Below are 20,878 nucleotides of genomic sequence, written 5' to 3'. Positions count from 1 at the left end.
GTCGGACGTTCGCGCTCGCAATTTGTTGGTCGCCCAAGCGTCCCTTTCGGGTGATCAGGCTGTCTCGACAGGTGAGCGGGGGCAGCGAGCGGGGTCGGAGGCGGAGGGCGGGTCATGCCAAGCGTGATGGCGGCGCAGTACGGTGAGGACCGGCGGATAGCTGACTCGGGAGGTCCGACCCTGGCCGGCAACGCGGTGGAGAGGCCGCCGGGCGGTCGGGTCAACGGCGTTCCGACCGATCGGGTGTCGAGTGCTGCCCGGGGGTGGGTCGAGCGCTACCGGCAGTGGGCGTTCGACGTGGCCGCCGTGGCGATCGCGGCGCTCGACGTGTGGCTGCGGGTGGTGCCCGAGGCCGAGACGTACAACTACGTGCTGTCGGCCGTGGCGGTCGTGGCGGTGGCGCTGCGCCGGCGGTTCCCGTTCCTGGTGGTGCTGATCACCGCGCCGGGGTTCCTGGCCGGGTGGGCGCAGCTGGCGGCGATGATCGCGCTCGGCACGCTGGCGCGGCGCAGGCTGCTGTCGACGCAGACGTTCATCGGCGCCGGTCTGGTGTGGTTCAGCCGGTTCTTCACGTGGCCGCCGTCCGAGTTCGTGGAGCTGGACTGGAAGACCCACGTCCACAACGCCATCTACGGCTGCCTGGTGGCCGGGATGCCGATTGCGATCGGTCTCCTCGCCCACGCGCGCGAGGAGCTGTCGGCGCGCATCGCCGAACTGGCCGCCAGCCGGGAGCGGGAGCGGATGCTGCACTCGCACGCCGTGCGGGCCGACGAGCGGGCCCGGCTGGCGCGCGAGATGCACGACGTGGTGTCGCACCAGGTGAGCCTGATCGCGATGCAGGCGGGTGCCCTGCGCATGGCGGCGGAGGACCCGAACGCGCGACGGGTGGCGGGCACGATCCGCACGCTGAGCACCAGAACCCTGGACGAACTGCGCCAACTGGTGAGCGTCCTGCGAACCACGAGCGGCGACGACTCGCCCCAACCGAGGGTCGAGGACCTGCCGCAACTGGTGGCCACCGCGGGCTTCCCGATCAGTCTCGCGGTCCACGGAGAGGTCGCGTCGCTGCCGGCCCCGGTGTCCGGTGCCGTGTACCGCACGGTGCAGGAGGCGCTGACGAACGTCCGCAAGCACGCAGCCGGCGCCCCGACCGGCGTACTGGTCGTCGTGGACCGGGACGAACTGCGAGCGGAGATCCGCAACGACCCACCCCACCACCGACAGGAAACCGGCACCCTCCCCGGCGGCGGCCACGGCCTCATGGGCCTGCGCGAAAGAGCCGCCCTGCTCAACGGCGACTTCGCCGCAGCCCCCACAGAAGACGGCGGCTACCTGGTCCGGGTAACGTTCCCGGTGACGAGGTCCCTGGACACCTGACCCGTCACACGATCGGGTGACCGATGTACGGAAACACCGTTACCGTCGTCGGTTGGAACATGAGGAAACCCGACCACACCCCTGCCTCAGGAACCCAGTCCCCGCCGCAGGCAGACCACCCACTCGGCACCGCACCAAGCCACGAGCCGAGCCCTCCGGAACCCGGGCCTCGACCCGAACCAGGACCTCGACCTGGCCCCGGTCCCGCCCCCTGCCCCGGCGCCCCCGGCCCGGACCACCCGAGCCCGACCGCCACAGGCCAGTGGAGCGCCGGTGGAGCTGAGCCGAGCCGCCGGACCAGACCCCCGTCGACCCTGTCACCGCCACCCGCACCGGCACAGTCCCGGTCAAGCCACCCGGCCCCGTCAAGCCACCCGGCCAGGCAGCGGACGCGGGATGCGCTGGGTCGCCTCGGGATCTGCCGGGGGCAGGTCGGGCGAGCCGCCCGCCGGCTCCGGCGGCAGGTCGTCGGCATCGGGGTGCCGCGTCAGGCACCCCAGCGCGAACACCACCCCGGCCGTCCCCAGCACGAGCCCGACCCCCACCCCCGGCGAAGGCACCACCACCCGCAGCACCGACAACGCGATCACCGCCACCAGCCCCGACCCCACCCCCGCCGGCAGGAACCGAGCCGCCCGCCCCCACCGGCCGGCCGGCAACCGCCGCCGCGCCAGCGCCAGCAGGACCCCCGTCCACGCGAGCACGGTCAACACCGCCATCGCCAAGCCGAACAGCCCGTACACCGACCACATCGACCCGCGCACGTCACCCACGGCCCGCGCGGACCCGATGACGTCGCGGTTGGCGTCCAGCACCTCCAGCGTGGTCGGCAGCAGCCCGGTCGCCTGACCGCCCAGCCGGCTCACGTCCAGCGCGAACGCCCGCGTCACGCTCTGCCGACCCGGCACCTCGAACGGCACGGTCGTGTCGTAGGAGAAGAACGTCAGCGCCAGCACCGCGCCGGACAGGCGGACCGACTTGACGTGCCGGACGACGTCCGTTCCATTGTGGACGGTCACCTCGATCCGGGGGGAGGCCGCCGGGTCCAGCACCAGCCGTTCCTCGCCGACCGGTGTTCCGTCCACTGTGGCGTCAACGGTGATCGCCTCGCCGGCCGCGTGGGCCGGGCCGGCCGCGTGGGCCGAGGCAACCGCACGGGCCTCACCGACCGCGAAGGCCGGGCCGAACGCGAAGGAGGTCCCGCACAGGAGCAGTAGGACGAGGCTGCTCATAATGCGTCTCACAGGGCACCTCGGGAGTGGGGAAGGTCGTCATGCGATCGGCAGGAACACTAGCTCTACTCGGCACCCTGGCCTACGGCGTGGTCGTGCTCGTAGCGACACCGGTATCCGCCCAACCGCGCCCCACCGCCACCGCGTCCCCCGACTCGGGCCCGGCGGGCAGCACGTTCACCGTGAGCTGGGCCGACCTCTACCTGGACCCGCGCTGCTCCAACCGCACGGTGCAGCTCGTCTGGGACACCGGCCAGGTCGTCGGCACCGGGTGGCACGGGGACAGGGGTCGGGGTTCCGGCACCGCGACCGTCCCGCCGGGAGCGACCCCGGGCGGTCACGCCGTCACGGCCCGGCCCGTCTGCGCGGCCACCGGCAGCCCCACGGACGCCTTCACCGTGACGGCGGTCCAGACCACCACGACGGCGCCCGCGGTCACCGCGACGACCACTCCCCCGCCCGTGACGAGCACGACCCGCGCGTCGGAGTCGACCACCACTGAAACCACCACGACAACGACGACCACCACCACGACCACCACCACTGTGACGTCCACCAGCGCACCGATCCCGCTGGAGGACGAGGGCGTCGGCGACGGCGTCCTGACCCTGGACAAGGACAACATCCAGCCGGGCGATCCCCTGACCGCCACGGGCACCGGCTGCGCCCCCGACTCCGAGGTGAGGCTGACCTCCCAGGGCGAGGACATCGGTACGACGCGAGCCGACCCGTCGGGCACCTTCAGCACCCTGGTCGAGTTCCGGACGATCCACCCGGGTCGTCACGTCGTCCGCGCCGACTGCGGCCTGGTGCTGGTCGGCAGCGTCGAGGTGGCCCTGACCAGTTCCACCAGCGGCACCACGCCCACCCTCGTGGCCCTGGTCCTCATCCTGCTGCTGGGCGCCCTGGTGATCCGCCGCCAGTTCGCCGGCCTGTTCGCCAAGCGAACCTGAACCGGCGGACCTGGACCGGCGAACCTGGACCGGCGGACCTGGACCGGCGGACCGAACCCGCGAACGGAACAGCACCACACACGAGCGAAGCTCACAAACCGCAGAAGCACAGCAACGGCCCCCGTGGGGAACCACGGGGGCCGCTGTCGTGCCCGTCGAACGCGACCGGAGGTCGAAAACCTCCCGGTCACGCTCCGAACTAGGGCTCTTCGCGCTGCTTGCGCAGCTTCATGAGCGCCTCTTCGAGGATCGCCTCGCCGTCCGCGTCGGAGCGGCGCTCCTTCACGTACGCCAGGTGCGTCTTGTACGGCTCGTTGCGCGGCGGAGCAGGGGGTGCCTGCTCGTCGCGCCCCGCCGGAAGACCGCACCGGGGGCAGTCCCAGTTCTCCGGGACATCCGCCTCGACCGCGAACGACGGCCGGGACTCGTGCCCGTTCGCGCACCAGTACGACACCCGACGTCGGGGCGCGGACTCGCCGCGTTCCGATTCGCCCATCGGGCCTGCGCCGACGCGGGTACCGCGAATCGCGTTACCACCAGCCATCGACCCTCACACCCCCACCACGTGGTTTCCCTGTCTGCCGGACCGAAAGCTCGGACCGAGGAGAGCTCGGTCAGAGCTTCATGAGCAGCCCGGTGCCCACGATGGCGATGACCCAGACCGCGCCGACGAACAACGTCAGCCGGTCGAGGTTCTTCTCCACCACGCTGGAACCGGACAGGCTCGACTGCATACCGCCGCCGAACAGCGAGGACAGACCGCCGCCGCGCCCGCGGTGCAGCAGCACCAGCAGGATGAGCAGCAAGCTCGAGACGATCAACAGGATCTGCAGGAACAGGATCATTTCTTCCTCGCTGTCAGGCAGGTGACGCCACAGAGTACCCGGTCGACTGCCGACCGTGGACCACTGCCGGGGGAGTGCGTGTCAACCAGATCAGGGTAGTGGGCCACCCGCCGCGAGGGCACACAGCTTGGCGAACTCGTCCGCGTTCAGGCTCGCACCGCCCACGAGGGCGCCGTCGACGTCCTTCTGGGCGACCAGCTCGGCGATGCTGCCGGACTTGACGGAACCGCCGTAAAGCACCCGAACGGCCGAAGCGACGTCCTCGCCGTGCAGCTCGGCGAGCTTGACGCGCAGGGCGGCGCAGACCTCCTGGGCGTCGGCCGCCGAGGCGACCTTGCCGGTGCCGATGGCCCACACGGGCTCGTAGGCGATCACGACGTTCCGGACCTGCTCGGCGGAGAGCCCCTTGAGGCCCTCGACCAGCTGGTTCGTGCAGAACGGCACGTGGTCGCCCGCCTCGCGGACGTCGACCTGCTCGCCCAGGCAGAAGATCGGGGTGATGCCGTGCTTGAGCGCGGCCTTGACCTTCTTGTTGACCAGGGCGTCGTCCTCCTGGTGGTACTCGCGCCGCTCGGAGTGGCCCACGGTGACGTAGGAGCAGCCGAGCTTGGCGAGCATCACGCCGGACACGTCGCCGGTGTAGGCGCCGGAGTCGTGCGGCGACAGGTCCTGCGCGCCGTACTTGAGCAGCAGCTTGTCGCCGTCGACGAGGGTCTGGATGGACCGGATGTCGACGAACGGCGGCAGCACCGCGACCTCGACCTTGGCGAAGTACTTCTCCGGCAGGGAGAAGGCGATCTTCTGCACCAGGGCGATGGCTTCGAGGTGGTTGAGGTTCATCTTCCAGTTGCCCGCGATGAGGGGCTGGCGCGCGGCCATCAGTCCTCCAGGACCTTCACGCCGGGGAGTTCCTTGCCTTCGAGGAACTCCAGGGATGCGCCACCACCGGTGGAGATGTGCGAGAAGCCGTCCTCGGGCAGGCCGAGGGCGCGCACGGCCGCGGCGGAGTCGCCGCCGCCGACCACGGTGAAGGCGTCGCTCTTGACGAGCGCCTCGGCGACGGCCCGCGTGCCGCCGGAGAACGCCTCGAACTCGAACACGCCCATCGGGCCGTTCCAGAAGACGGTCCGCGCGTCGGCGAGCTTGCCCGCGAACAGCTCCCGCGTCTCGGGGCCGATGTCCAGGCCCTCGCGGTCGGCGGGGATGGCGTCGGTGCGCACGACCTCGTGGGGCGCGTCGGCGGCGAACCCGGTGGCCGCGAGCACGTCGACGGGGAGCACGAGCTCCACGCCGCGCTCCTCGGCCTCGGCGAGGAAGCCGCGGACCTGGTCGAGCTGGTCCTCCTGGAGCAGCGACCGGCCGACCTCGTGGCCCTGGGCCTTGAGGAAGGTGTAGGCCATGCCGCCGCCGACGAGGAGCCGGTCGACCTTGCCCAGCAGGTTCTTGATGACGCCGAGCTTGTCGGAGACCTTCGCGCCGCCGAGCACGACGACGTAGGGCCGCTTGAGGTCCTCGGTGAGCTGGTGCAGCACCTCGACCTCGGCCAGCACGAGGCCGCCCGCGTAGTGGGGCAGCTCCCGGGCCACGTCGTAGACCGACGCCTGCTTGCGGTGCACGACGCCGAAGCCGTCGGAGACGAACGCGTCGGCCTTGGCGGCGAGCTCGCGGGCGAGGGCGGCGCGCTCGGCGTCGTCCTTGCTGGTCTCGCGCGGGTCGAAGCGGATGTTCTCCAGCAGCACCACGGTGCCGTCGGCGTCGGCGGTGCCGGTGCCGATCACGACGTCCTGGCCGAGCAGCTCACCGAGCCGCGCGGCGACGGGCGCGAGGGAGAACCTGGGGTCCGGCTCGCCCTTGGGGCGGCCGAGGTGGGCGGCGACCAGGACGCGGGCGCCCGCGCCCACGAGCGCCTTGATCGTCGGGACCGACGCGCGGACGCGGCCGTCGTCGGTGATCCGGTCGCCGTCGAGGGGGACGTTCAGGTCGGCGCGCACGAGCACGCGCCGACCCGACACACCCTCGCTGAGCAGGTCTTCGAGAGTCTTCACAGCGAGCGTCCCGTACCGCTTCAGAGCTTGCCGGCGACGAGGTTGACCAGGTCGACGAGGCGGTTGGAGTAGCCCCACTCGTTGTCGTACCAGCCGACGACCTTGACCTGGTTGCCGTTGACCTTGGTCAGCGGCGCGTCGTAGATGCAGGACGCCGGGTCGGTGACGATGTCCGACGACACGATCGGGTCGGTGCTGTAGCGCAGGTAGCCCTTCAGCGGGCCCTCGGCGGCGGCCTGGTAGGCGGCGTTGACCTCGTCCAGGGTGACGTCGCGACCCACGGTGACGGTCAGGTCGGTGGCCGAGCCGGTGGGCACGGGCACGCGCAGCGCGTAGCCGTCGAGCTTGCCGTTCAGCTCGGGCAGCACCAGGCCGATGGCCTTGGCGGCGCCGGTGCTGGTGGGCACGATGTTCAGCGCGGCGGCGCGGGCGCGGCGCAGGTCCTTGTGCGGCGCGTCCTGGAGGTTCTGGTCCTGCGTGTAGGCGTGGATGGTGGTCATCAGGCCACGCTCGATGGTGAACGAGTCGTGCAGCACCTTGGCCAGCGGGGCCAGGCAGTTCGTGGTGCACGAGGCGTTCGAGATGACGGTCTGCGAGCCGTCGTACTGGCCCTCGTTGGCGCCCAGGACGACGGTGAGGTCCTCGTTCTTGGCCGGGGCCGAGATGATGACCTTCTTCGCGCCGCCCTCGTCGACGTGCTTGCGGGCCACGGTGGCGTCGGTGAAGAAGCCGGTGGACTCGACCACGACGTCGACGCCGAGGTCCTTCCAGGGCAGCTTGCCCGGGTCGCGCTCGGCCAGGGCCTTGATGACCTTGCCGTCGACCGAGATGCCCTCGTCGGTCACGGTCACCTCGCCGTCCAGGCGGCCGAGGATGGAGTCGTACTTGAGCAGGTGTGCCATCGTCTTGACGTCACCGAGGTCGTTGAAGGCGACGATCTCGATGTCGTGCCCGCTGGCCTGAACGGCGCGCCAGAAGTTGCGGCCGATGCGGCCGAAACCATTGACACCTACGCGAACCGTCACGGTGAGTCTCCTCGATCTCGACTGGCGGAACGAACACCAGAGGCGTGCAGTCATGGGCTGACCAGGCAGCCGTCGGTCAGCCTAGCCTCCGCGCCGAGGCCCTGGTCACCCGCACCACCAGGATCTCTTTATCGAACAAGAAAATCCAGCTTGACGGCATTGTTACCGTCAAGTAACAAAGCGGCCGGGCGTTCCGGCGATCTCCGGGCCCGACACCGCCACCGCCCCGCCCACGGCATCGCCCGCGGTTGACGCGAATGTGGAACTCGGGGGTCCTGAACGTTCGACACGATGGTCCTGAACGTTCGACTCGCGGGGTCTGGACGTACGACACGACCGGTCTGGACGTACGACTCGCGGGGTCTGGGCGTACGACTCGCGCGAGGGGGCGGTCAGACCTCGGCCTCCAGCATTTCCGCGGTCACGGCGGACTCCGTGTCGGGCATGCCCATCTCCTTGGCGCGCTTGTCGGCCATGGCCAGCAGGCGCCGGATGCGGCCGGCCACCGCGTCCTTGGTCATCTGCGGCTCCGACAGCTGGCCCAGCTCCTCCAGCGACGCCTGCCGGTGCGCCAGGCGCAGCGCGCCCGCCGCGGCCAGGTGGTCCGGCGCCTCGGCGCCGAGGATCTCCAGCGCCCGCTGCACGCGCGCCGCCGCCGCCACCGCGGCCCGCGCCGAGCGCCGCAGGTTGGCGTCGTCGAAGTTCGCCAGGCGGTTGGCCGTGGCCCGCACCTCGCGGCGCATCCGCCGCTCCTCCCAGGCCAGCACGCTGTCGTGCGCGCCGAGCCTGGTCAGCATCGCGCCGATCGCGTCGCCGTCCCGGATCACCACCCGCTCCGCGCCGCGCACCTCCCGCGACTTCGCGCCGATGCCCATCCGCCGCGCCGCCCCGACCAGCGCCAACGCCGCTTCCGGCCCCGGGCAGGTGATCTCCATCGACGACGACCGGCCGGGCTCGGTCAGCGAGCCGTGCGCCAGGAACGCGCCGCGCCAGGCCGCCTCCGCGTCGCACACCCCGCCGGACACCACCGGCGCGGGCAGGCCGCGCACCGGGCGGCCGCGCGGGTCCAGCAGCCCGGTCTGGCGGGCCAGGCCCTCGCCGTCCTTGACCACGCGCACCACGAACCGGGTGCCCTTGCGCAGGCCGCTGGAGGTAATGGTGAACACGTCGGACTGGTGCCCGTAGAGCTCGTGGATCTCGCGGCGCAGCCGCCGGGCCGTCGAGCCCAGGTCCAGCTCCGCCTCCACGACCACCCGCCCGCCGACGATGTGCAGGCCGCCCGCGAACCGCAGCAGGGACGCGACCTCCGCGCGGCGGCAGCAGGTCTTGGAGACGGCCAGCCTGCTCAGCTCGTCCTTGACCGCAGACGTCATCGCCACGGTGCCTCGCCTCCCCTGGTCGTGCCTTCTTCCAGCAGGGTTGTACTCGACGCCCCGCCGGTCCCGTCAGCGGGGCCGGCCAACGCCCGCCGGATCCCCAGGGCCAGCGCGGCCGGGTCGTGCCGGTCCGGCGCACCGGCCACGGCGACCGGCACGAGGTGCGCCTCGGCCCCCAGAGCTGCGGCGGCGCGCCGCAGGCGGTCCGGGACGGGCACCGCGCCGACGTCCGCGATCACCGCGTCCACGCGCAGCCGCGGCGCGTGCTCGCACAGCACGTCGAGGTGCAGCTCCGGGGAGAAGCCGGCGGTTTCGCCCGGTTGGGGGACGAGGTTGAGCACCACGACCTTCTTCGCGGCGGTGCGCGTCAACGCGTCGTGCAGCTCGGGCACCAGCAGGTGCGGCAGCACGCTGGTGAACCAGGACCCCGGCCCGAGCAGCACCACGTCCGCCCTCAGCACCGCCTCGACGGCCTCCGGGCAGCCGCGCGGCGCCTCACCGGGCCCGCCGGGGCCGTGCAGGCGGATGCGCCGCACCCGGCCGGGGGTGGTGGCGATCGCGACCTGGCCGCGGATGCGGCGCTCCACGTCGGCGTCGTCGTCCAGCCCGGACACGTCGGCCTCGATCTCCAGCGGCTCGGTGCACATGGGCAGCACGCGCCCGCGCACGCCGAGCAGCCGGGCGGCCTCCGCCAGCACCGCCACCGGGTCGCCCAGCTGCTCCAGCAGCCCGGCCAGCACCAGGTTGCCCACGGCGTGCCCGGCCAGCGCGCCCGTGCCGCCGAAGCGGTGCTGGAACAGCGTCGCCCACATCGCGCTGGCGGGGTCCTCGCCCGCCAGCGCCACCATCGCCTTGCGCAGGTCGCCGGGCGGCAGCAGGCCCAGCTCACGGCGCAGGCGCCCCGAGGAGCCGCCGTCGTCGGCGACCGTGACCACGGCCGTCACGTCGTCGGTCACCCGGCGCAGCGCGGTGAGCGTGACGTGCAGGCCGCGCCCGCCGCCCAGCGCCACAGCTGTCCAGCTCACTCGCGTCCCAGGTCCCGGTGCACGACCTTGACCGCCATGCCGTCCTCGCTGGCCAGCCGGGCGGCCAGCTCCTCGGAGATGGCCACGCTGCGGTGCTTGCCGCCGGTGCAGCCCACCGCGAGCGTCAGGTACCGCTTGCCCTCGCGCCGGTAGCCGGCGCCGATGAGCCGCAGCAGCTCGTGGTAGCGGTCGAGGAACTCCTCCGCGCCCTCCTGGGTGAGCACGTAGTTGCGCACGTCGCCGTCCAGGCCGGTCTGCTCGCGCAGCTCGGGGATCCAGAACGGGTTCGGCAGGAACCGCACGTCCATCACCAGGTCGGAGTCCATCGGCAGGCCGTACTTGTAGCCGAACGACAGCACGGTCACGCGCGTGCGGGTCGCCGCCTCGGAGCCGAAGGTGTCCTCGATCTTGTTGCGCAGCTGGTGCACGGACAGGCCGGAGGTGTCCAGCACCAGGTCTGCCTCCTCGCGCAGCGGCGTGAGCAGGACCCGCTCGGCCTCGATGCCGTCCGCGAGGCGCCCGTCACCCTGGAGGGGGTGGCCGCGGCGGACCGACTCGAACCGGCGGATCAGCACGGCGTCGGTGGCCTCCAGGAACAGCACCTTCGGCTTGTAGCCGCGGGTGTCGAGGTCCTTGATGATCGCCGCCAGGTCGTCGGTGAACGCGCGGCTGCGCACGTCCATGACGACCGCGACCCTGGTGATGGCGCCCCTGGCCTGCGCGCCCAGCTCCACCATGGTCGCGATCAGCTCGGGCGGCAGGTTGTCCACCACGAACCACCCGAGGTCTTCCAGGCACTTGGCGGCGGTGCTGCGGCCCGCGCCGGACAGGCCGGTCACCACCGCGACTTCGATGCCGGACTTCTCGCCGGCCGGTGCGCTCACTTCGTTTCCCCTTCGGTACCGACCGCGCTCAACGTCGCGTGCACGGCCTCCGCGGTGCGCCGGCCCACGCCGGGCACCACGCTGATCTCCTCGATGCTCGCCTCACGCAGTCTCTTCAGTGAGCCGAAGTGCTTGAGCAGTGCGGCCCTGCGCGTCTGCCCCAGGCCCGGCACGTCGTCCAGGGCCGAGGTGGTCATGCGCTTGGACCGCTTCTGCCGGTGGTAGGCGACGGCGAACCGGTGCGCCTCGTCGCGCACGCGTTGCAGCAGGTAGAGGGCCTCGCTGGTGCGGGGCAGGATGACCGGGTCCGGCTCGCCGGGCACCCACACCTCCTCCAGCCGCTTGGCCAGGCCGACCACCGCCACGTCGGTGATGCCCAGCTCGGCCAGCACGTCGGAGGCCGCCTGCGCCTGCGGCGCGCCACCGTCGACGACCAGCAGGTTCGGCGCGTAGGCGAACTTGCGCGGCCGGCCGGTCTCGGGGTCGATGCCGGGGTTCGGACCGGCGTCGGCGGTCTCCCTCAGGTAAGCCTGGAAGCGGCGGCGCACGACCTCGGCGATGGAGGCGACGTCGCCCTGCTCGGCGGCCTCGCGGACGGCGAAGCGGCGGTACTCGGACTTGCGCGCCAGGCCGTCCTCGAAGACCACGAGCGAGGCCACCACGTCGGTGCCCTGCACGTGGCTGATGTCGGTGCACTCGATGCGCAGCGGCGCCGAGTCCAGGCCCAGCGCCTCCTGGAGCTCCTGGAGGGCGGCCGAGCGGGCGGTGAGGTCGCCGGCGCGGCGCAGCTTGTGCTGCTGGAACGCCTCCTCGGCGTTGCGCCCGACGGTCTCCATGAGGGCGCGCTTGTCGCCGCGCTGCGGGACGCGCAGCACCACCCGGCCGCCGCGCAGGTCGGACAGCCACCTCTCCACGGCGGGCGCGTCGTCGGGCAGCTCGGGCACCAGCACCTCGCGCGGCACGGGCGCCGCCTCGACGCCGCCGGCCCGCGCGGAGTCGACCTGCTCGCCGTAGAACTGGGTGACGAACTGGTCGACCAGCTCGGGCACGCCGACCTCGTCCACCTTGTCGACGACCCAGCCGCGCTGGCCGCGCACGCGCCCGGCGCGCACGTGGAACACCTGCACGGAGACCTCCAGGTCGTCCTGGGCGAAGGCGACCACGTCGGCGTCGGTGCCGTCGCCGAGGACCACGGCCTGCTTCTCCAGGGCCCGCTTGAGGGCGGCCTGGTCGTCGCGCAGGCGGGCGGCCTTCTCGAACTCCAGCTCCTCGGCGGCGGCCGTCATCTCCCGTTCGAGCCGGCGGACGAGCGAGTCGGTGCGGCCGGCCAGGAAGTCGCAGAAGTCCTCGACGATGTCGCGGTGCTGGTCGGCGGTGACGCGGCCCACGCAGGGCGCGGAGCACTTGTCGATGTAGCCGAGCAGGCACGGGCGGCCGATCTGGCCGTGGCGCTTGAACACGCCGGCGGAGCAGGTGCGGGCCGGGAAGACGCGCAGCAGCAGGTCCAGGGTCTCCCGGATGGCCCAGGCGTGGGCGTAGGGGCCGAAGTAGCGGACGCCCTTGCGGCGCGGGCCGCGGTAGACGTGCAGGCGGGGGAACTCCTCGTGCAGCGTCACGGCCAGGACCGGGTAGCTCTTGTCGTCGCGGTAGCGGACGTTGAAGCGGGGGTCGAACTCCTTGATCCAGTTGTACTCCAGCTGGAGCGCCTCGACCTCGGTGGTGACCACGGTCCACTCGACGCTCGCCGCGGTGGTGACCATCTGCCTGGTGCGCGGGTGCAGGCCCGTGATGTCGGCGAAGTAGGAGTTGAGGCGGGAGCGCAGGTTCTTGGCCTTGCCGACGTAGACCACCCGGCCACCGGCGTCGCGGAACTTGTACACGCCGGGGGCTTCGGGGATGGTGCCTGTCGCGGGGCGATAGGTCGACGGGTCGGCCACGCGACAAGCCTACGTGCGGGCACCGACAAACGATCGCGTGGTCGGTTCACCCGGTCCGGTGGGCGGTCGCCCCCGGACCCGCGGTCCCGGACCCGCGGCCGGTGGTCGGCGGTCGCGGGTCGCGGGTCCTGGGTCGCGGGTCCGGGCGTCCGGCACGCGCGCGGGTCAGGCCAGGAAGACCTGGTCCCCCTCCACCCTGACCGCGACCTCGGTGAGGCCCTTGGTGGCCGGGCCCTTGGCCAGCGAGCCGTCCGCGGCGCTGAACTGGCTGCCGTGGGCCGGGCAGGTGATGGTGCCGTTCTCCGGCGGGGCGACGGCCACGCCCTGGTGGGGGCACGTCGCGTCGTACGCCTTGACGGTCTCGCCGGTGCGGACCAGCACCAGCGGCTTGCTGGTGGCCGGGTTGCCCGCCACCAGGCCGCCGCCGTCGGGCACGTCGGCCAGCGCGGCGATCACCGCGGCGCCCGTCGTGCCGTTGCCGGTGCTGCCGGCGGTCGGGGTGTCGGTGGCGCCGGCGCCGCCGGTCGGGGTCGGCTCGCCGCCGCCGCACGCCGCGAGCCCACCGGGCACCGCGAGCGCGACGAGGAGGCCGCACAGCGCCGAGCGACGGGACAGTCCTGCTTTCTCCGTTGAACTCAAAACCGGTCCTTTGCTACGTGGTGGGAGGTGGTCGTTCGGTACACACGCAATACGACACCACGTGAAGCCGGGTTCAACGGATCCCGCGAGGTGGGACGCCCCTCAGGAGAGCACCACGTCCGGACCGGCCACCGAGACCGGCACCTCGGCCAGGCCGCGCGGCGACGGGCCCGTCAGCACCGCGCCGGAAACCGGGTCGAACGTGCTGGCGTGGGTCGGGCAGGTGATCACCCCGGCGGCGGGCGGGTTCACCGAGGTGCCCTGGTGCGGGCAGGCCGGGTTGAACGCCCGGACCACCTCGTCGGACGGCCTGACCAGCAGCAACTGCCCGTCGCCCGCCACGTCGACCAGCGCGCCGGAGCCGACCGGGACGTCGGCGAGCCCGGCGATGCGGTCACCGGGGCGGGCCGAGCCGACGCCGGGGCGGCGGGCGGGCGGGCCCGCGCCGCACGCGGTCAGGCCGGCGCCGCCGGCGGTCAGGGCGAGCAGGCCGCACAGCAGCGTTCGTCGATCCACGTGCCCATTTTGACCGGTGACGAACGGAGCAGCGCGGACGGCCGGGTGGAGCAGGGCGGCCGGGGACGGGGGCGGCCGGCGCCCCGGACCGTCCGCGCGGTGCGGAGGTCCGAGGCCCGGCGCCCCGGCCACCGGCGGTCGAAGCACCCCCCGCAGCGGTGCCCCGACGTCCCGGCGGCCGGAGTTCGGCGGTTCCGGCCCGGCGGCTCGGCAGACCGGTAGCCCGGTTAGCCCGACGGCTGGGCGATCCGGCGACCCGGCAGCTCAGCGGTCCTGCGCCACCGCGGTCCGGGCCAGCGCCAGCACCGCGGTGAACGGCGGGAACCAGTGGCGCGAGTGCGACGGCGGGTTCGCCCACCTCAGCGAGCCGTACCGGGTCATGGTCGGCGGCAGGGCGATGCGCTGCGGCGAGCGGACGAACTGGACCTCCGCCGGCGCCTTCAGGTGCGTGGGCAGCAGCGCCACCAGTTCGGCGAGGAAGATCCAGTGCTCCCGCGGCCCGGGGATCACCGTGACCGGGCCCGCCAGCATCCGGGCCTTCAGGTCGGCCAGCACCCGGGACCCGATCCGGGCGGGCATGGCCAGGGCGGTGGTGGCCGGCCCGAGCGGCAGGAAGACGCCCTGCTCGGTGACGGACACCTTCCAGCCCAGCAGCCGGTAGCCCGCGATGGCCTCACCCAGCGCCTGCTGGTGCGCGCGGTCGCGGGGCCCCAGTCGCGGGGCGTTGTCGGCGGTGGTGGCGGTGGTGACCCTCATCGGTGCGTTCCTCCCGGTCGGGTGGAGCGGACGGGGTGCGGCGCCGTGAGGTCGTCCCGGCTCCTGCACACCCCGAAGGGTCCGGCCGCGGGGCGGCCCCCACCACACCGGCCTCGGTTGGGATCCATGCACCGGACGGATCCCGTTCATCCACCACCCGGCGTCACCGGGTCCCCGGCAGGGGGCCGACTTCGCCATATGCACGAAATGCATGGACTCGCGATCACATCTCTATACACTGTTGACCACGCTCAGTGACGGGAGCGAGCCATGGACCGGAAAGCCACCAGAGCACCCACCACCAGGCGCGCATGTCCGTCGTGCGGGGCGTTGGTCGCCGCTGACAACACCGACCAGCTCTGCCAGCGCTGCCGGCGCAGCGCGCGCGTCGAGCTCCACGGACCACCCCGCGTCCCGGGGGACTTCTGGGACCACGAGGCGATGGCTGCCGCGTTCTCCGACCGGAACATGGGAGCGCTCCTCGCCGCCTACCGGCACCACCCCCAGCACGTCAGCCGCGTCACCCAGGACCGCATGGCGTCCTGGCTGGGGATCTCCCAGGCACAGCTTTCGCGGTACGAGACCGGTGAGAACCCGATCGACCGGATCGACCGCCTGCGCCACTTCGCGCGGGTGCTCGGCGTCCCCGGCGACCGGCTGTGGTTCGACCGCGTCGGAATCCCAAGCCAGGCGGGCCCCGATCACGGGGTCCCGCCCGATGTGCTCGCCGCGGCGTGGGACGCGTCGAGCATAGCCAGATCGGTCGAGGAGACGGCGAGGAACGACTTGGCGATCAGCAGACGAGCGGCGCTCACCGGAGCTGCCGCGGTGGCAATGGGTCCCTCCCTGGTCGAGCCGTTGCAGCGGTGGCTCCACCCCTTGCAGCCCCTGTCCCGGTGGTCGTCCAGCGCGGCGATCAGCGAGGAGGAGCTGGCGGCGTTGCAGCACGTCGCCGACGGGCTGCGCGGGTGGGGCGGACGAGGCGGGTACGGGCTGGCGCGCAAGGCGGTGCTCGGGCAGTTGGAGGAACTGGCCGAGCGGCTGTCGCGCGCACCGGCGGGCCCGACCACGGAGCGGGCCTTCTTCATCGGCGCGGAGCTGTCCAAGGTCGCGGCGAGCATGTCCTGGGACGCGGGTATGCACGACGCCGCGCAGCGGTACTACGTGCTGGGCGTGCGCATGGCCAAGGCCGGGCGCAACGACCCGTTCGCGGCGCTGTGCCTGGCGGCGATGGCGAGGCAGATGTTCGACCTGGGCCGTTCGGAGGACGGCCTGGAGCTGGTGCAGCTGGCCCAGTACGGCACCAGGCGCACCGCCACGCCGACGTTGCAGGCGCTGTTGCAGACGCGGGAGGCGTGGGCGTACGCGCAGATGGGCCGGGTGCGGGAGTTCCACCGGGCGGTCGGGCAGGCGCAGGACAGCTTCGCCCAGCGGCGGCCCGACGGCGACCCGTGGTGGCTGGACAGCTTCGACGAGGCCGAGATGGAGGGCGTCATCGGGGCGCGGATGCGCGACCTGGCCAGGCACGACCCGTCCCAGGCGCCGAAGGCCGAGCTGCACATCCGGCGGGCGCTGAGCCTGCGCGACCCGTCGCGGGTGCGCAACCGGGCGTTCGACGTGATCGGGCTGGCCCGCACGAAGATGGTGGCGGGTGAACCCGAGGAGGCGTGCGCGCTGATCCAGCAGGTGCTGCCGAAGGCGGCGGGACTGGCGTCCGGGCGGGTGGTGCGCAAGCTCCAGGACTTCGCCAAGGAAGCCGAGATGCACCGCGACCTGGCCGTGGTGCGCGACACGCGGGAAGCGATCAGGGGACTGCGGACGGCCTAGTGATGCGGGTGGGTGTGACGGGGCACAGCAAACTGGTGCCCGAATGCGTCGATGCCGTGCGGGCGGCGATCCGGGCGGCGTTGGAGGCCGAGGCGGCGGGCGGGCCATCCCTGGTGGGGGTGACCTGCCTGGCGCCGGGCGCGGACCAGCTGTTCGCGCGGGTGGTGCTGGACCTCGGCGGGCGGGTGGAGGTCGTGCTGCCCGCCGCGGACTACCGGGACCGGCTCAAACCGGAGAAGCGGGCCGCCTACGACGAGCTGCTGGCGCGGGCGCACGTGGTGAGCGTGCTGCCCAACGAGCTGTCCGGGCGGCACGCGTACGTGATGGCCAACGAGCGGATGCTCGCGTCGGTGGAGCTGCTGATCGCGGTGTGGGACGGGCAGCCGCCCGACGGGCGCGGCGGCACCGCGGACGTGGTGGAGACGGCGCGGGCGTCGGGCGTGCCGGTGGTGGTCGTGTGGCCGGAGGGGGCCAGGCGGGCGTAGCGGGCCGGGTGGAGCAGCCGGGCGCAACAGCGGGCGGGGCGGAATAGCGGACGGTGGTTGTCCGTGATGGCCGGCACACTGCGTGGTGTGCTGGAGACCTCCGCCCGCCTGCTCAAGATGCTGTCGCTGCTCCAGGTCCGCCGCGACTGGACCGGGGCCGAACTGGCGCGGCGGCTCGACGTCGACGTCCGCACCGTGCGGCGGGACGTGGACAAGCTGCGCAACCTCGGCTACCCGGTGAACGCCGCGCCGGGCGTGGCCGGCGGGTACCAGCTGGGCGCGGGCGCCGAGCTGCCGCCGCTGCTGCTCGACGACGACGAGGCCGTGGCGGTGGCCGTCGGGTTGCGCACGGCGGCCAACGGCACGGTGTCGGGCATCGAGGAGACCTCGGTGCGGGCGCTGGCGAAGCTGGAGCAGGTGCTGCCGTCGCGGCTGCGGCGGCGGGTCAACGCGCTCCAGGCGCACACGGTGTCCCTCGCGCCGAGCGTGACGCGGGTCGACCCGGCGACGCTGACCGCGATCGCCGGCGCGTGCCGGGACCACCAGCGGCTGCGGTTCCCGTACTCCGGGCGGGAGGGCGACGCCACCAACCGGCACGTGGAGCCGCTGGGCCTGGCCCACACCGGGCGGCGCTGGTACCTGGTGGCGTGGGACGTCGACCGGGACGACTGGCGAACCTTCCGGGTGGACCGGATCGGGGCCGAGCCGACGTCGGGCGCCCGGTTCACGCCGCGCGAGCCGCCCGAGGAGGACCTCGCCTCGTACGTGTCGCGGCAGCTGTCGGTGGCCCCCTACCCGCACGAGGCCCGGTTGATCGTGCACGCGCCGTACGAGGTGGTGGCGGAGCGGACCTCCTACACCTCGGTGCACCTGGAGCGGATCGACGGGGAGCGGACCAGGCTGACCGTCGGCGCGCCGTCGCTGGAGGAGCTGGGCCCGTGGATCGCGATGATCGGGGTGGACTTCGAGGTGGAGAGCCCGGACGAGCTCAGGCAGCACCTCCGGGCGCTGGCCGGGCGGTTGGCGCGCGCCGCCGGCGACCGGGCCTAGCACAGGGCCTGGGCCGGACGCGGGCCGGACCCGGGCGGGATCCGGGCGGGACCTGGACTGGACCTAGGCGGGGCCGACCCGCAGCAGGATGCGGCGCCCGCGTTCGGCGTGGCCGGTCACCACCGCCTCGACCGGGGCGCCGTCGCGCGGGAAGTCTTTCGGGGCCACCGCGGCGCCGTCCGGGCGGTACAGCTCGGCGGGCACGAAACCCTCGGCCCCGGGGCACGCCCGCGTCGAGACGACCAGGCCGGAGGTCCACCTCTCCACGACCTCGCCGTGCACGGCCGCGCCGACCGGCAGGGTCCGCTTGGCCTTCTCCCAGGTCGAGATGTGGGCCTTGGCGGCCGCGATCGCGTTCCACGAGAAGTCGGCGGGCGGCCGGTAGCCGTGGCGGTCGACGTAGTGGGCCACCAGGGTCGGCGCGGCGTAGACGAACCCGCCCGGACCGGGGACGTGGACCTCCCCGTTGCCCAGGGACACCTCGCCGCCCTCCGCCGGTTCGAACGGCACCCGGAGCGCGTCCTGCCCCGGGTGCCGCTCGCACAGCTCGCACAGGTGGTGGCCCCTGGTCACGTGGGCCCGGCGGAACGCGGCCAGGGTGAGCAGCGCCTCGACCAGCCCGGGTTCCGGCGCGCCGACCCCGAACCGCGAGCCGCGGCCCAGCCAGCCGACGTTGACCAGCCGGCCGGTTCCCTCGTCCGGGGTCAGGTACTCGTAGGGGGTCAGGTCCTCGTACGTGGCCACGCGGACCAGCATCGCTCACGGGCCGTCGACGTGGACGGGTTTCGTCCACATCCCGGGATCAGGGGCGCGTGCGGGCCAGGCGGTAGGAGGCGGCTCCGATCAGCTCCAGGGAGACCTGGAGGCGTTCGGTGCTCACGTTCTGCTCGATCGTGTCCTCCGGGGTGTGGTAGAGCGGCTCCAGCTCGTGCGGGCCGCCCTCGCCGCGCCAGCTGAAGTTCGCCGAGGCGATCCCCCGCTCGTGGAACGGGACGTGGTCGCTGCTGCCGCGCGGCACCGGGCCGTGCACGCGCCCGCCGTAACCCAGGCGGGTGGCGGCCGCGGCGACCTGGGCGGTGGTGGCGTTGTCGCCGCCGTCGACCGACAGCAGCCAGTAGGCGGTGGCCGGGCCGTGGCTGGTGGCGACCATGTCGTTCTGGAAGACGCCCGCGATGCGGCCGGCCTCGGCGTCGGTGAGCTGGTTGACGTAGTACCGGGAGCCGATCAGGCCCTGCTCCTCCGAGCCCCACAGCGCGAAGCGCAGCGCCCGGTGGGTCGGCAGGTAGCGCAGGACGCGGGCCAGTTCGAGGGCCAGGACGGTGCCGCTGCCGTCGTCGTTGGCGCCGGGCGAGCCTGGCACGCTGTCGTAGTGGGCGGTGACCATGACCACGCCGTGGTCGGGGCCGCCGGGGAACGTGGCGGGCCGGTCGGCGATGACGTTGTACGAGGTCAGGTTGGTGTGGTGAGTGGTGGCGACGGTGACGCGGACCGGGCCCGCGGCGCGCAGCCGCTCCACGTGCACCTGGGCGATGCCCAGCACCGGCACGGCCACGTTCTCGGTGAGGGTGGGCGAGAACGCGCCGGTCTTGCCCGCGGGCGGGGTCGACACCCGGCCGATCAGCACGGCCGCCGCGCCCAGGCGGACCACGTCGAGCACCGTGGTGGCGCCGGCGGGCACGTTGACCAGCAGGACGACCTTGCCGGTGAGGTCGGCGGGCAGGGAGGCGCCGTTGTCGAGGTCCACCACCGGGCCGGACGCGGTGACGCCGAGGGCGCCGAAGCGGGACGCGCCCGCGCTCCAGGTGCTCCGGCCGACCTTGAGCGTGGACAGGTACTTGTCGGGTGCCGGGAACGGCTGGAGCGTCACCCGGTAGCGCAAGTCGCGCAGGACGTCGGCGAGGTAGTCGCGGGCGCGGTGCTCGGACTCCAGGCCGCCGATGCGCGGCCCGATGCGCTCGCTGAGCACCCGCAGGTGCTCCATCGCCTTGCGCGACCGCACCCGCCCCACCACGGGGTGGTCACCCAGGCCGAGGTCGGGCAGGTCAGACGCGCCGGGCCGCTGGGCGCGCGCGGCCGGGTTGAGGCCGAGCGTGACCGCCCCCGCCACCGCCGCGGCACCGGTGATGAGTGAACGTCTGCGCATGAGCGGCCCCCCGGGGTTCGTGGTCACCCGAACCTAGGCAGGCCCCCCGACCCGGACAAGCCGCCGATGGCCCACACCGGCTCCGCCAACAGCACCACGCCGATCGGCGGGTCCCCGGCACCCGAACGCAGAACTCGGTCGTCCCGAACGTTCGACACGGTCGTCCCGAACGTTCGACTCGCGCGTTCCGAACGTACGACACGCGAGGTCTGAACGTACGACACGCGAGGTCTGAACGTACGACTCGCGCGAGTCGTACGGTCCGGACCGGCGTGTCGTACGTTCAGGACACCCGAGTTCAGCGTTCGGGGTCACCTGGTTCGGTGGTCGGGGTGGCTGTGCGGTGCAGGTCGCGCAGGGTGCGGACGGCGGTGACGGCGTGGTCGCGGTCCACCGCCTGGATGGCCATGACCGACACGTACTCGTCGTCCGGGAGTTCCAGGCGGGCCCAGGAGGCGCCGTCGGGGAACGAGACGTGCAGGACGTCGTGCCAGGCGAAGCGGTGGGCGGTGATCACGTTGCGGACCTCGACGCCCTCGGCGTCGGCGCGCACGCGCGGGCGGGTCAGCAGCAGGACGCCGCAGGCCAGCAGGACGCCCAGGCAGACCATCGCCACCTGGTCGGAGGTGCGGAAGATGACGCCGGTGGGCGTGTCGCCCAGCAGCAGGCCGACCACGGTGAACACGGCGACCAGGAACACCGCGCAGGCGCCGGCCACCAGGCGGATCTTCTTCGGGCGGAACTCGACGGCGGCCACGGCGGT

21 protein-coding genes are annotated in these 20,878 nt (G+C 73.0%); 5 read left to right on the top strand and 16 right to left on the bottom strand.

All coding sequences use genetic code 11. From position 1 onward, the window contains the following. The first annotated feature begins 243 nt into the window (after nt 1-243). Nucleotides 244-1,377: a sensor histidine kinase gene (locus Q5530_RS23055; RefSeq protein WP_415364835.1), complete on the top strand. Its 1,134-nt coding sequence runs from the start codon at nt 244-246 to the stop codon at nt 1,375-1,377. 365 nt (nt 1,378-1,742) lie between these two features. On the opposite strand, the gene Q5530_RS23050 is transcribed toward Q5530_RS23055, so the two are convergent. After that, the gene (locus Q5530_RS23050; protein WP_415364834.1) at nt 1,743-2,609 is read right to left on the bottom strand and encodes a hypothetical protein; all 867 of its coding nucleotides are present in this window, start codon (nt 2,607-2,609) and stop codon (nt 1,743-1,745) included. Nucleotides 2,610-2,650: 41 nt separating this feature from the next. On the opposite strand from Q5530_RS23050, the gene Q5530_RS23045 reads away from it, so the two are divergent. Beyond that, a complete protein-coding gene (locus Q5530_RS23045) occupies nt 2,651-3,562 on the top strand; it encodes a hypothetical protein (RefSeq protein WP_415364833.1) in 912 nt (303 codons plus the stop codon). Nucleotides 3,563-3,761: 199 nt separating this feature from the next. Here Q5530_RS23045 and Q5530_RS23040 read toward each other — a convergent pair whose 3' ends face one another. From Q5530_RS23040 to Q5530_RS22985, 12 genes are all read right to left on the bottom strand, one after another. Further along, nucleotides 3,762-4,106, bottom strand: a complete 345-nt coding sequence (locus tag Q5530_RS23040; RefSeq protein ID WP_380641981.1) for an RNA polymerase-binding protein RbpA — start codon at nt 4,104-4,106, stop codon at nt 3,762-3,764. A 70-nt stretch (nt 4,107-4,176) separates the two neighbouring features. Continuing rightward, entirely contained in the window at nt 4,177-4,407 is a 231-nt protein-coding gene (gene secG, locus Q5530_RS23035) for a preprotein translocase subunit SecG (RefSeq protein ID WP_380641978.1), read from the bottom strand. A 90-nt stretch (nt 4,408-4,497) separates the two neighbouring features. Next, on the bottom strand, nt 4,498-5,286 hold the full coding sequence (gene tpiA / locus Q5530_RS23030) for a triose-phosphate isomerase (RefSeq protein ID WP_380641975.1): 789 nt from the start codon (nt 5,284-5,286) through the stop codon (nt 4,498-4,500). Then, nucleotides 5,286-6,452, bottom strand: a complete 1,167-nt coding sequence (locus tag Q5530_RS23025; protein WP_415364832.1) for a phosphoglycerate kinase — start codon at nt 6,450-6,452, stop codon at nt 5,286-5,288. Before Q5530_RS23025 ends, tpiA begins: the two co-directional genes overlap by 1 nt. A gap of 20 nt (nt 6,453-6,472) precedes the next feature. Beyond that, nucleotides 6,473-7,477, bottom strand: coding sequence for a type I glyceraldehyde-3-phosphate dehydrogenase (gene gap / locus Q5530_RS23020; RefSeq protein ID WP_380641970.1), 1,005 nt, complete (start codon nt 7,475-7,477; stop codon nt 6,473-6,475). Between the two features lie 392 nt (nt 7,478-7,869). Next, nucleotides 7,870-8,856 (bottom strand): DNA-binding protein WhiA, encoded by a 987-nt coding sequence (gene whiA, locus Q5530_RS23015; protein ID WP_415364831.1) that lies wholly within the window; start codon nt 8,854-8,856, stop codon nt 7,870-7,872. Beyond that, entirely contained in the window at nt 8,847-9,878 is a 1,032-nt protein-coding gene (locus Q5530_RS23010) for a gluconeogenesis factor YvcK family protein (protein ID WP_415364830.1), read from the bottom strand. Before Q5530_RS23010 ends, whiA begins: the two co-directional genes overlap by 10 nt. Then, complete coding sequence (rapZ, locus tag Q5530_RS23005; protein ID WP_380642080.1) at nt 9,875-10,732, bottom strand: RNase adapter RapZ; 858 nt, start codon at nt 10,730-10,732, stop codon at nt 9,875-9,877. Before rapZ ends, Q5530_RS23010 begins: the two co-directional genes overlap by 4 nt. 26 nt (nt 10,733-10,758) lie before the next feature. Continuing rightward, nucleotides 10,759-12,699 (bottom strand): excinuclease ABC subunit UvrC, encoded by a 1,941-nt coding sequence (gene uvrC, locus Q5530_RS23000; RefSeq protein ID WP_415364829.1) that lies wholly within the window; start codon nt 12,697-12,699, stop codon nt 10,759-10,761. 165 nt (nt 12,700-12,864) lie between these two features. Next, a complete protein-coding gene (locus tag Q5530_RS22995) occupies nt 12,865-13,338 on the bottom strand; it encodes a Rieske (2Fe-2S) protein (protein ID WP_415364828.1) in 474 nt (157 codons plus the stop codon). A 102-nt stretch (nt 13,339-13,440) separates the two neighbouring features. Further along, a complete protein-coding gene (locus Q5530_RS22990; protein ID WP_415364827.1) occupies nt 13,441-13,854 on the bottom strand; it encodes a Rieske (2Fe-2S) protein in 414 nt (137 codons plus the stop codon). A gap of 264 nt (nt 13,855-14,118) precedes the next feature. After that, nucleotides 14,119-14,610: a hypothetical protein gene (locus Q5530_RS22985; RefSeq protein WP_415364826.1), complete on the bottom strand. Its 492-nt coding sequence runs from the start codon at nt 14,608-14,610 to the stop codon at nt 14,119-14,121. A 330-nt stretch (nt 14,611-14,940) separates the two neighbouring features. On the opposite strand from Q5530_RS22985, the gene Q5530_RS22980 reads away from it, so the two are divergent. The 3 genes from Q5530_RS22980 (at nt 14,941) to Q5530_RS22970 (ending at nt 17,972) form a co-directional block, all read left to right on the top strand. Continuing rightward, nucleotides 14,941-16,437 (top strand): helix-turn-helix domain-containing protein, encoded by a 1,497-nt coding sequence (locus Q5530_RS22980; RefSeq protein ID WP_415364825.1) that lies wholly within the window; start codon nt 14,941-14,943, stop codon nt 16,435-16,437. Between the two features lie 35 nt (nt 16,438-16,472). Next, on the top strand, nt 16,473-16,922 hold the full coding sequence (locus Q5530_RS22975) for a hypothetical protein (protein ID WP_415364824.1): 450 nt from the start codon (nt 16,473-16,475) through the stop codon (nt 16,920-16,922). 87 nt (nt 16,923-17,009) lie between these two features. After that, nucleotides 17,010-17,972, top strand: coding sequence for a helix-turn-helix transcriptional regulator (locus Q5530_RS22970; RefSeq protein WP_415364823.1), 963 nt, complete (start codon nt 17,010-17,012; stop codon nt 17,970-17,972). Nucleotides 17,973-18,035: 63 nt separating this feature from the next. Here Q5530_RS22970 and Q5530_RS22965 read toward each other — a convergent pair whose 3' ends face one another. From Q5530_RS22965 to Q5530_RS22955, 3 genes are all read right to left on the bottom strand, one after another. Next, nucleotides 18,036-18,716, bottom strand: a complete 681-nt coding sequence (locus Q5530_RS22965) for a hypothetical protein (RefSeq protein ID WP_415364822.1) — start codon at nt 18,714-18,716, stop codon at nt 18,036-18,038. Nucleotides 18,717-18,774: 58 nt separating this feature from the next. After that, the gene (locus tag Q5530_RS22960) at nt 18,775-20,115 is read right to left on the bottom strand and encodes a M28 family peptidase (protein WP_415364821.1); all 1,341 of its coding nucleotides are present in this window, start codon (nt 20,113-20,115) and stop codon (nt 18,775-18,777) included. 298 nt (nt 20,116-20,413) lie between these two features. Continuing rightward, nucleotides 20,414-20,872, bottom strand: coding sequence for a PH domain-containing protein (locus Q5530_RS22955; RefSeq protein ID WP_415364820.1), 459 nt, complete (start codon nt 20,870-20,872; stop codon nt 20,414-20,416). Nucleotides 20,873-20,878 lie beyond the last annotated feature (6 nt).

The sequence above is a fragment of the Saccharothrix sp. BKS2 genome (assembly GCF_047689505.1).
Taxonomy (GTDB): domain Bacteria; phylum Actinomycetota; class Actinomycetes; order Mycobacteriales; family Pseudonocardiaceae; genus Actinosynnema; species Actinosynnema lopnurensis.
Note: the sequence above shows the minus strand (reverse complement) of the source record. Positions and strands in the feature narration are given on the sequence as shown.

Bases quoted from the DNA above. Each gene is read 5' to 3' on its own strand.
- Q5530_RS23040 (WP_380641981.1), bottom strand. From the start codon at position 4,106: ATGGCTGGTGGTAACGCGATTCGCGGTACCCGCGTCGGCGCAGGCCCG.
- Q5530_RS23050 (WP_415364834.1), bottom strand. From the start codon at position 2,609: ATGAGCAGCCTCGTCCTACTGCTCCTGTGCGGGACCTCCTTCGCGTTC.
- Q5530_RS22985 (WP_415364826.1), bottom strand. From the start codon at position 14,610: ATGAGGGTCACCACCGCCACCACCGCCGACAACGCCCCGCGACTGGGG.
- Q5530_RS23045 (WP_415364833.1), top strand. From the start codon at position 2,651: ATGCGATCGGCAGGAACACTAGCTCTACTCGGCACCCTGGCCTACGGC.
- Q5530_RS22960 (WP_415364821.1), bottom strand. From the start codon at position 20,115: ATGCGCAGACGTTCACTCATCACCGGTGCCGCGGCGGTGGCGGGGGCG.
- secG (WP_380641978.1), bottom strand. From the start codon at position 4,407: ATGATCCTGTTCCTGCAGATCCTGTTGATCGTCTCGAGCTTGCTGCTC.
- tpiA (WP_380641975.1), bottom strand. From the start codon at position 5,286: ATGGCCGCGCGCCAGCCCCTCATCGCGGGCAACTGGAAGATGAACCTC.